The following is an 11,969-nucleotide window of genomic DNA, read 5'->3' on the forward strand; positions in this document are numbered from 1 at the left end:
TATAGCATTCCTAAATGATTGGTCAAAGCAAGATACCCGACTTCTTTAAGAAGTCGGGTATCTGAAGGGCTGGATCACAATTCCGAGGATTGCTATATTTGGTAGAATTGATTTAACTTTACCTTTTACGGGAAACCACAACTTCCAGCCGCTACATTCGTTTCCGACCAATTAGTCACATTACTTGTGCCAATATTATTAGTGGATATTCCATCCTCTGCCTGTATCGTCCCCCCAAGACTATCATCTAACAAAAGATTGCCAATTGTATTTTGACGCGATCGCAAGCAAACAATATCATTAACCCCACTCGTTATCACTTCTAAATCGCCCAATGAGCCGCCAGTTAAAGTGTTTAAAGCGACAGTAGCAAAAGTATTACTAGAACCAAAACTGTTAATAGAAAGCGACGTAAAAGAATTTTCGGAAATTTGATTCGAGTCAATTGTTAGCCGGAGTTGAGATGTTTCACTTGTCGTTGTAAAAACCCCGGTCAATCCATTTCTAGCAATTTGCTGATTATTGGAAACATTAATGATTCCCGCTGCTGTATCGTTTAATTGAATATTCACCCCATTATTTTGATTTTCTCGAATTGTATTGCTAGTAATGTTAAACGTTCCCGAAGTGTTGTTGGACAGTAAGATGGCAATACCGAACAAGCCGTTTCGAGAAATCTCAGGGTTGTTAGAAATATTGAAAGTTCCAGCTGCTTTATCGTTCAGTTGCAGAGTAATCCCGTCGTCAAGATTTTCTTGAATACTGTTGTTGGTAATATTGAATGTCCCAGAGGATGTAGAGTCAAATTGAATATTAATGCCCTTAAACTGATTTCTGCTTATCTGATTATTAGAAACATTAAACGTTCCAGAAGCATTATCTATAATTCTGATTTCGATTCCATCTGCGATGCCACTATTACTGCTATTGTTAGCGATCGCGTTCTTTTCTATGGTGAACGTCCCTGTGGCGCTATTGCTAAGTTCGACATTAACTCCGTCCCCATCGTCAGCAGCAGCACCATTATTGGCAATACTGTTCTCTGTAAGCGACAGAGTGACTTGCCCTTGATTATTACGCAAAGAGAAGCCTTCCAAACCAGAATTGTTGATTGTGTTGTTAGCGATCGCTACCTGTCCAGTCACATTCTGAAGTAAGATACCCTCGCTTACAGAAGATGCGATCGCATTCTCTCGAATTGTCACATCGCTGATATTTGTCCCAGCAATACCAGCACCAGTAGTAGTAGCAATTTCAAACCCAGAAAGCGTAGTTCTATTACCTATCGTTACCGTTCCTGTCACCTGTGGACGCACACCAGCACCAGAGGACGGCAATTGTAAATTACCTTCTACTGTATTTATCAGCTGTACGGGGCCAGTAGAAAGCACCTGCACCCTATCAGGAATTTGGAAGGCGGGAATACTTGGATTTGTCCCTGGTTGCACATAAACAATATCCTCCGGCTGCGCCACAGCCAAAGCTGAAGCAACATCTCCAGTCGGACTTTCAAATGTGCCGTTACCCGTTCCTATCCCCAAATTAACGTGTTGAAATCTCCAAGGTTGACCAGTATTCGGGTTAGTAACAAAAATAGTTTCTTGTCGTGTAAATGATTCAACTTCCTGTTGCTCATCCACTACAATATTTACATTTCGGGCGACAGATTCTCCCAAACGCGCCAACACCGTATTTTCTTTACCTATATTTCTCGGACGAGTGCCAGGGAAATTCGCCCCCACACTCAGCACCAAATTAGTCCCAAAAGTAGCATCATTTGAAAGCGAAACTCCTAGTCGCAAATTATCAGTAGGACGGGCTTCTAAACGAGTGCTAAACCCCAAAATATCGGCACTACCTGGAGCATCATAATAATATAATCCAGCATAACCCCGCAGATCGCCCGTCTTACCTATCTGAGCAATTTTTGTACCAGCCTCAACATCAAATCCTGCCATCGCTGCTTCAAAACGGCGGTTAATTTGTCCTTGCTGAGTTCGAGTCTGCGCTAAAAAATTTCCCTGGAATGCAGGTTCTGATAAAGACAAATTATTATTAGAAATGGTTTCTTGTGTCTTTTGGCGGGTGTCGCCAACTGGTATATAAGCATTAGCGCGAACATCCCAATCACCTAAGCTTTCAACTCCTACACCTAATTGGTTGAAGTTGCTATTTCCTGTGTCGCGGGTGTTGTAGGCGACATAACCGCCATAGACGCGGTTATCTTTAGGATTGTAAGTGCGATAACCTAAAACCAAATTACTGCTGATGAGAGCATTTTCTGTTGATAATAGGACTCGTCCATCTAGAAATGGCAGGTTATTAGTTTTACCTGAAGATAGAGGTAGAAAACCTTCTAAGCTAGTAAACGAACTAGAGTAGCCAACACCTGGGCCGCTAGTAAAGTTTACCCCCACACGCGGAAGAATTTTTACAGTTGATTCGGTTGGTGTTGCGATTGTTTGTGCGGTTTCCTGGCTACTTATTGGAGGATTTTGTGCGGGTTCGGCGTTAACTTCCGGCGAGATTTTACCAAACTCGTTTAAGGTGCGAGGCGGCAACTCTACATCTGCCAATTTTTTCGGATTTGTAATTGGGGGTAAAGTATTTTTTACTTCAAAAGTTGTAGTATTAGTTTCGACTTCGAGTTTTTGGGTTTCCTCAGATGCCTCAGTTACAGGTAAATCATTTTCTACAGTGGTGGTGTCTACTTTTACTTCTAATTCAGATAAAGATTCTATGGTTTGTGCAGTGGCGGTGGTGGCGAGTATTCCCGAAACTAACCCGGAAACTAATAAAGTGGCGCACAAGTATGAAGTTGATTTTTTCGGAAGCATTTTTTTTCTCCGACCTAAAGGATATGGTGTTTTCAACTAAATAATATTGCATTAATGGTAGCTGCTGGCTGCACCCTTACCCTTGTACACAGGGATTGGGGGAGTGAAGCTCCACTTTGTAGAGGCGGGGTTTCCGCGTCCTTGGATTGTGGCGTATGATATCGCCGACTTGATGGTATCAGTTCGCTGCACCCATTGACATAGGTGCAGCGACTTTACCTTCTAGGAATCCTGTTTTCCTACACTTAGATAGTCACGAAAGTGCTGGCAGCGTAGCTTTGGAAAGTAGCAGCATTAACATTATTCAAAGCTGCTAAAACCTCACCATTCGAGTTATTAGTAATCACAGTTTGACTGCTTCTTTGCGTAATTGACACCTGACCTAAAGTCAAACCGCCAGCTAAACCAATGAAGTCACTACCAATTTGAAAGTCTTGGATGATGTCAGTGCCTTCGCCTCTGGCAAGGACAAAAGTATCGCGTCCAGCACCACCCGTAACAATATCATTGCCTAAGCCGCCTCTGATAAGGTCATTGCCAGAATCGCCGAAAATTAGATCGTTTCCTGACTCGCCGTAGAGGAAATCATTGCCATCGTTGCCATAGATGCGATCGCTTCCTGTACCACCATAAATAAAGTCATCGCCACCTGCAACCAAGCTATTGCTGATATCGCCAATTAGGGTGTCGTTGCCATCATCACCGTAAATTTGGTCGTTTCCTAGTCCCGCGGAAATGGTGTCATGTCCACCGAAACCATAGATGCGATCGCGTTGAGTGGTTCCCACCAATGTTTCAGAAACTGATGTGCCGTTAATCACGTTAAATTCTACAGTGTCGTTGTCGGCGTTTCTAACAGCGACATTAACCGGGTTAAGTCCGTTGTATTTGCTATCAGCGCTGACGGCTGGTTTAGTGACTATCTTGTAAGCGATGTTACCATCAACATCTGCATCATCCACACCCGTAACAGTAACAGTTTGTGCAACATTCCAGTTGTTGGAGGTGAAGGTGAGGCTAGAAGTGGAAATGCCTTCGGTGGTATCAGAACTGACTAAACCAAGAGTGACATTAGCTGTCGGTTGGCTATTGAGTTTCACGGTGAAGCTGGCTTTTCCACCTGCTTCGGTGGTTTGTAGTCGCCTCGCTGGGGTGATGGTAAAGCCAGCCGTATCATTGTCGATGTTGGTGACAGCGACATCGTTAGGGTTAAGGTTGTTGTATTTACTATCAGTGCTGACTACTGGGGCAGTGATAATCCTGTAAGGAATATTGCCATCAGCGATCGCATCATCAACACCCGTGACGGTTACAGTCTGGGCGATATTCCAATTATTGGCACTGAAAGTAAGGCTAGATGCCGAGACTTTGCCTTCGGTTGTGTCAGAACTGGTTAAACCAATTGTCACATCAGCGGTGGGGGCGCTATTCAATTTTACGGTGAAGGTGGCTTTTCCTCCGGCTTCCGTAGTGTTGCCACTGATCGGGGAAAAGGTGAACCCAGCCGCGTCGTTGTCGATGATGGTGCCGATACCCTGGTTATCAGGAATTGTGGCATTGATTGGGTTGGAAAGGTTGACAAAAAAGCTTTCATTTGCTTCACCAACCAATTCGCCGACAACCGGAACGCTAATGGTTTGAGTGATGACTCCAGGGTTGAAAGTTAAAGTGCCATTCGTAGTAGTGTAGTCACTATTAGCGATCGCGGTATTATTTGCTGTGGCGTAGTTAATGCTGACGGGTAAGCTGCTGGGGTTGGAGAGGCTGACGGTGAAGATGGCATTAGCAGTGCCGTCGTTGCCTTCAGTTATGCTGACATCGTTGATGCTGATAGTAGGTTGATTGTCATCATTAGTAATCGTACCAACTCCCGTGTTATCAACAATGGTGGCATTAGTCGCACCAGTGAGATTGACGTTGAAGGTTTCATTTGTCTCAAATTTATTATCACCATTGACAGCAACAGTAATGGTTTTGGTTGTTTCGCCAGGGTTGAAGGTGATGGGTGTTGATGTAACGCTGGTATAGTCGCCATCAACTGTGGTAGCTGTACTGTCAGAGGTGGCGTAATTTACCTTGACAGTTTCGCTACTTGTATTAGAAAGGCTAATAGTAAAGGTAGCGTTAGTTGTGCCGTTATTTCCTTCAGTTACGCTGACATTATTGATGCTGATAGTAGGTTGATTGTCATCGTTGACAACCGTCACCTGTGCTATAGCTGTAGTAATCGTAGAACTTTCTGGGGCAGCCGTCAGGTTAGGGTTACTCAGAGTGACAGAAATATTTTCATTAAGTTCAAATGTCGTGTCACCCAAGACATCCAACATAATCGTCTTAGTCGTTTCACCAGCAGCAAAATTAATAGTGCCAGAAAGGGCAGTTCCCCCACCCCTAACCAGAATATTGTTATAGTCCGTGCCAGAAGTAGCAGTCCCGCCAATTGCATAATCAACGGTACTCGCTACGCCAATGCCGCCGCTGCGTGTGACAGTAAAGGTAACGGTTTGCTTACCAGTGTCACCTTCAGTGATTGGGGAAGCAGTGGTAATCGCGTATTGAATAGTATCGTTGGATGCGATCGCTACCGTAGCATTATTATTATCAGTATCAATGGTGTAACCCGCACCCGTCGCCAAGTTTAGCCGCAGCGTTTCCGCTAACTCTGGCAAAGTATCATCAACAGCAGTAAGAGTAACATCGACAGAACTCTCCCCATCCGGAATCACCACAGACAAACCGCCGCTACTGAGATTGTAGTCGCTTGCGATCGCAGTGCTGCTACCATCAACAGCAAGATTTACTGTCAAATCGCCCGTTGTACCAGTACGAGTAATCTGGTAAATGCCTGTATTGGTGCCTGATTCAGCAGCAGTAGCATCTATAGCATTGATACTGACGAGTGTAGTAACGGCTACTCCGGTGGAAAACTCGGAGGTGTTGTTGGAATTGGTTGCTGTTGCGGTAATAAAGTTACCCGATGCCACCGTCGCCAAATTAGCCGTAAAGCTGCCATTTCCACTGGCATCAGTCGTTACATTGGTAAAGCCAAGGAATGTTTTACCCTCACCATTACCAGACGCATTTAAGGCTGTGTTAGAGAAAAATTCCAGCCTGAATGTAGTGTTGGGGTTGCTATTGAACGTTCCTGTAACTGTTGTGTTGACACCATTTAAAACCGCAGAAGTAAGCAACGGGAAATTTTGCAGATTGTTTGCCCCCGCGTCACCATCTGCAACATCGTTAGGGGTTACGCCAGTAGTGCCAAGATCAATTCCTAAGCTAGTGTTGGAGAAGATGGAGTTCCCCAGGATAGCATTGCCAGTGCCGGAACTAACCAACACCCCTTGACCATTAAAAGCGATCGCATTCCCAGTTCCTGCTGCTGTCCCGCCAATAGTATTATTGTTACCATCGGTAAGCCACACTCCCCGAATAGTATTCCCTAAAGCGCTGCTACCATCAGCTTTGGTGCCAATGTAGTTGCCTTGTACTTGGTTCCCCGTAGCAGTGTTGCCTGTAATCCAGATACCGTTACTGTTATTACCAGAAATAACATTACCTGCACCTGCCGTTGTCCCGCCGATAATGTTATTCGGTGCGTATTGAATTTCTATACCATTCTGAGTGTTGCCTAAGTCGGCAGTACCAGCAGCATTAGTGCCAATGTAGTTCCCTAATACCTGGTTTCCGGTGGAACCGACTTGGCTAATGATGACACCATTCTGATTATTGCCAGAGATGACGTTCCGTGCGCCTGTTGTCGTCCCGCCAATGATATTGTTGGTTCCTTGGATGCTTATACCGTCAGCACTATTACCCAAGTCAATATTGCCAGTGACATCAGTACCGATGTAGTTACCTTGGATTTGATTCCCGCTACCGAAGACGACGACACCGAAACTATTACCGGAAATAATGTTGCCCGTCGCTACCGTCGTCCCCCCGATAATATTGTTGGAGGAACCGTTGATAAACACGCCCCACCGGGAGTTACCTGCGGCTGCATTACCCGCCGCATTAGTCCCAATAAAGTTGCCTGCAATAACATTATTGCCACCACCGCTTAACTCAATCCCATCCTGAAAACCATTAAAAATTAAGCCGCGCACTGTACTGCTACCCGCAGAGATTGTCAGTCCAGTACCCGTCCCACTTCCACTTAATTGAATAATGGGAGTACCAGAGAATCCAGGCTGAGTAGTGCCGTCAATAATTACCGAGTCGGTGATGGTAGGTAAGGCTGACAGGGGTGTAATTGTTTGTAAGCCGCTGCCAATTTGAAACCCGATGGTATCGGTTCCACTCAAGGCGTTGGCGTTGATAATTGCTTGTCGTAGCGAACCTTCGCCACTGTCGTTGGTGTTAATTACTACCGTGTCATTTTGCTCGATGGTGACGGTTGCGGTATTTTGGGAAGATGCGATCGCATACGCCCCGTCAGCTACTAAATCTAACTTTAGTGTTTCAGCTGCCTCAGCTTGGATGTCGTTAACAGCGGTAAGAGTAATATTGAAAGACGGTTGTCCATCTAATAGAGTGACGGTGGCAATTCCATTTGAGATAGCGATCGCATTGCCGTTACTATCTGTTAGGGTGTAGTCACCACTACTGGCACTATTGTTACTGACGGCAAATTTTACAATTAAACTGCCTGTTGTGTTGCCAGTCCGAGTAATCTGGTAAGTTCCACTATTTGCGCCCGCTTCTGCTGCATCAGCATCTATCGCTTGGATGCTAACTGTCGGCGTTCCAGGGTTGACGGTAAGTTGAAAGGTTTGCACTACTGAAGTATCGACACCACCGTTAGCAGTGCCGCCGTTGTCCTTGACTTGGACTTCAATTGTTGCTGTAGTAGCTGTACCAATTGTTGCAGTAGGAGTATAAGTAAGATTGCCTGTCAGCGGGTCAATGGTCGGCGGAGTAGAAAAGATACTAGGGTTGCTGGTGACGTTAACTATGTAACTATCGACACTTTGAGTTGATTCGCTTGCACCAGGATTGAAATTGCTTGCCCATCCAGCTACAGTTTGTAATCCAGAGCCTGCGATCGCATTTTGATTTCCCCCACTGGTGAAACTGGGAGCATCATTAACTGAGTTAATAATAATACTTGCTGTTTCAGTAGCGATACTGAAGGAAGACGCGCCGCCACCAGTCCCAGGATTTACATTAGTTGTACCACTGGCGAGTCCGTCAGAAGCATCCCAAGCGCGGAAGGTAATGCCTGGGGTGACAGTGCCGTTAAAGTCGGCATTGGGGACAAAACGAATGCGATCGCTTGTTGTATCCTTTAGTACGGTAGCAGCAGCAGCGGACACCACAAAGTTATTCCAGCTACTTCCGTCATCAGTAGAATACTGCCAAGTGCCGTTGGTATTATCTACCCCAATGACAGCAATTCCTTCTACTGCACCTGCATCTGCATCGGTGATGGGGTTGCCGCCAGCACCACTGGCAATAATATTAGAAACCAGAGTCCCATTGTTGTTGGCAACGCTAACATCTTCGTTAATTGTTGTTAGTGCCGGACTCCCAGTATTATTTAACACCGGGGCATCATTGGCTGGGGTGACGGTAATCGGTATCGTCTTGATATTGCTAGTCGCCGCACCATCGTTAGCTGTAATCTTGAGAGTGTCGCTACCATTAAAGTCTTGCTTGCTTTGGTATAGCAGTCCGTTAGTGGCGGCTAAGTTAGCGTTAATCTGGCTTTGGGTGCCTGTGAGGGTGACACTTCCCGTGCCGTTGTTGCTAACTGTTAACCCAGAAGAGTTGACGGTCAAAGCACCGTTGTTGACTTCTAGAGTGACGGTGATGGGACTGTTGCCAGCATCCACGTCAAACACGCTAACTCCTGTGATGGATAAATTCGTATCTTCAGCAACTGTTTGGGGCGCAAAGCTGCTATTAGTCGTAACTGACACATTTGATAACTTTACTTTGGCGCTGGCAGAGGTAGTGTCATCGCCCAAGAAAATCAAGTTTCCAGTGTTGTAGGGATTGGGAGTTCCAGTAAAGGCAGTGTAATCCCGTAGTTTGCCGCTGAGGATGGTGGTGCCGCCTGTTGAGAGGGTATAAGTATCGCCCAGAACTGTTAGCTGGTAGGGAATTAAACCTGTAGTGGTGTTGAAGGTAGCGCCTTCAGCATGGGTGAACAGAAGTTGGTTGTTGCTTGCAGAAGGATTTGTACCTGGATTTGCCTGAGTTGTGCCATCTTCCTGCGCCCAGATTTCGTTATCCCAAAATCCTAATTCGATGCCTTTCTTATCGCTGCTGAGAACTATGATGCTGAAACCAGCTCTATCAGCAATGCCATCGCCGTTTTTATCAGCGGTGCCGCTCGTCGTATGATTCTCTGAGAGAACTTGGGCGGTGAAGTTGACGGTGTAACCAGTAGTGCGGTTTAGGGTAGGCACGCTGTTAGCGAAATAGCCAGCATAAGTGTTTGGAGTGGTAGTGGTATCCAGGGTAGTCGCGCCACCGGAGGCACTTTGCGTTGCACTACCAAAGGGGATGTATGTAAATCCTTGAGCGTTGGGCGTGGTATTCAATGAGCCATCGTATTTAATTACCGAAGCACCAATAATCGGCGCATCGTTGACAGCTGTAACGTTGATGGTTTCAGTAACAGCGGTGCTGGTGCCACCATCGCCATCGGTAACGACAAAACGGACGGTGCGAGGAGTGGGACTGGGGTTATCTGAGGCGTTCTGATAGGTGATGTTTCGCAGCAGTGCAGTAGTAGCGTCGAGTGTGGCGTTGGCGTTGAAGGTGACGATTAGGGGAGTGGTGCCAGTCCCACCTGTGAAGGTGCCGATTTGCACTCCACCGTATTTGACTATTGCGCCATCTAGCCCAATTTGACCAGCACCGTTACCTTGGTTGCGAATCGCTAAACGGTCAGATGCCGTACCACCCGGCGTAAAATCTACTGTCAGCTTCCCGGTGTCAAAGTTGAGAGAGTCTGTGTCAGTGACAGTGGCGGTGCTGTCAATTACTGTGGCGGCTGCGTTCTCGGTGTAGAAGACGGTTGCACCAGGCAGAGTGATAACAGGATTAAGATTGATTGGATTTCGCAGCTGGTTGATATAAGTAGTATTGGTGCCGCCGTTGGGTAAACCAAGGGAACCCAGACTGTTGAGGGCGTAGTTACCAGTGATATTAACACCTGTTATATCGCTGGTGAACGCGACATTGCTACCATTACTTGGTGCAGAAATTTTTACCTTAGCAGCATTTCCAAATGTTCCCGAAGCAGAAGTAGGCCATGCAATAGAGTCAATTGAGGTGAACCCATTGCTGCTAGTATCTACCCAAGCTACATCGGAGGCTGCAAAATCGCCTCCAAACATATTAGCTGCCGCTAAGTCATTAAAAAGAAACTGACCACCAAAACCTGAGGTAATTTGCAATTGGATGTTCCAATCAGCATCACTTCCACCCGGCAGAGGGTTGTAGGCAATATCTTGGGTAGGAATTGCCGTTGAACCGCCCATCGCAATGATTGTTCCTGCCTTGAAGACAGGAGCAATATTCACCATATTGGTGAAACGGTAAGCTGATAGCTTTGACTGCGTTGTACTATTTGAATCGCCAACAAAATAGCTTTGAAGTTGAGTCGCAGTAAGGTCTTGCGTCAGTAAAAGTTCAACATATTCATCACCTTGAAACTGCCCACCCCGCCGAAATTCGTTGATGATAATCTCTTGAGTTGGCAAAATCGATTTATATGTCTGCATCGCCTCAGACTTAAATGCCAGAGGTGCTTCAATCTTCCCTGTAGCTACTTCTAAATCCCAGTCACCGCCTAAAGCTGCGCTACCCGTCACGTCATTGGAAGCAGCAACGTCAGCACCCGTTAGCTGACTAAGTTGTTGGACGAAAGCCGCCCCTGTTTCCCCACCTGCAACGTTGCAACCATACAGGAGAATGTCAGCGTCAGGGGTTAAAGCATTTGCCCATTGCTGCAAAGAGTTGGTGTATGCTTCGAGGTTGTTTGAGTTGATTTGGGTTGACCCCAGTTGCAAGCTGCCTTCGCTACCGTGGGAGACTATATGAATGCTGGCGATGTTGCTGCGTCCCGCCAGCACTTGTGTGATTTGCGCTACTCCATCCCGTGCCGAGTCGAGGATAACTACCTCAGTACCCGCTTTGACACCCGCTATAAGGCTCTGGTAATCCTTAACCGTTGTATCAATGAATACTATCTCTTTGTTTGCTGTCTCAATAGAGTTGCTTGGTGCTTGATTTGCGGCTGAGTTATTCTGGAATTGCATAATTAATCCTTCTATATACCTGGTTAGACAGAGAAACGGGAACGCGATCGCATCCCCAAATTTTTATCCTTGACAAATTTTGAATTTTGTGAAAAACGTCAGTTAAATGACGATTTCGGCAGTTTCAGTTCCATAATTCCCAAAAATTTCTATAAATCACCATTTTTAGGTTTATAATTGACTTTTTTCTAATAAAGCTTACTTAGACAAGCTTTTAGGTTTTTTCGTCAATCTCCAACCCTGATGGAAGATAAGTTTTTGGCGGTTGTAGCAAAGATGGCTCAAAAGCGCGATCGCATATCTTGGATTTTCTGCATCCGTGACATATTTATAAATATGTCAATCTTAAGAGGGATGAAAAATTTTGCTTATAAAAGAATAAAAATTTTATATAAAATAAACACTAGCTTCATACTCGCTTCATAGTCAGTGGAAAATACCTGACAACAGATAAGTGATAATACTTAAATAATGGTTGGAATTGTCATCGTATCTGACAGTCAAAAGCTGGCTCTTGGAGTGCAAGTGCTAGTAAAGCTGATGGATTTAGGTAGCGATGTACTGAGTGCAGGAATGGCGTTAGAATTTATCTCACAATAACAGCCGGATAAGGTGAGACTGTGAGAAGCACCTCTGGTAGAGGAAGCGATCGCAGTTGCGGTGACTGTTGTATCTGGTGCTGATATTGAACAGGTTATTTCCGAAGCACGAGGCGCATTGACAGCAAAAGTATTTCAATTATCGGTAGTCCTAAAGATGTAAGGATAGGAGAAATACAGTTCCATCAGAAGCTCTATGTCTGATTCCCAACCAACTTGCCCCGTTTGTCAGTCAACTCACGTCGTCAAAAACGGCA

3 protein-coding genes are annotated in these 11,969 nt (G+C 45.5%); 1 reads left to right on the top strand and 2 read right to left on the bottom strand.

The window, feature by feature from the left end; translation table 11 throughout:
- Positions 1-125: 125 nt before the first annotated feature.
- Both H6F74_RS16440 and H6F74_RS16445 read right to left on the bottom strand, forming a co-directional pair.
- Complete coding sequence (locus H6F74_RS16440; RefSeq protein ID WP_190442959.1) at positions 126-2,837, bottom strand: right-handed parallel beta-helix repeat-containing protein; 2,712 nt, start codon at positions 2,835-2,837, stop codon at positions 126-128.
- Positions 2,838-3,082: 245 nt separating this feature from the next.
- Entirely contained in the window at positions 3,083-11,113 is an 8,031-nt protein-coding gene (locus H6F74_RS16445; protein WP_190442961.1) for a DUF4347 domain-containing protein, read from the bottom strand.
- Between the two features lie 471 nt (positions 11,114-11,584).
- On the opposite strand from H6F74_RS16445, the gene H6F74_RS30590 reads away from it, so the two are divergent.
- Positions 11,585-11,713: a hypothetical protein gene (locus H6F74_RS30590; protein ID WP_277875808.1), complete on the top strand. Its 129-nt coding sequence runs from the start codon at positions 11,585-11,587 to the stop codon at positions 11,711-11,713.
- The last annotated feature ends 256 nt before the right edge of the window (positions 11,714-11,969 follow it).

This window comes from Trichocoleus sp. FACHB-90 (assembly GCF_014695505.1).
Classification (GTDB): Bacteria; Cyanobacteriota; Cyanobacteriia; order Cyanobacteriales; family FACHB-T130; genus Funiculus; species Funiculus sociatus.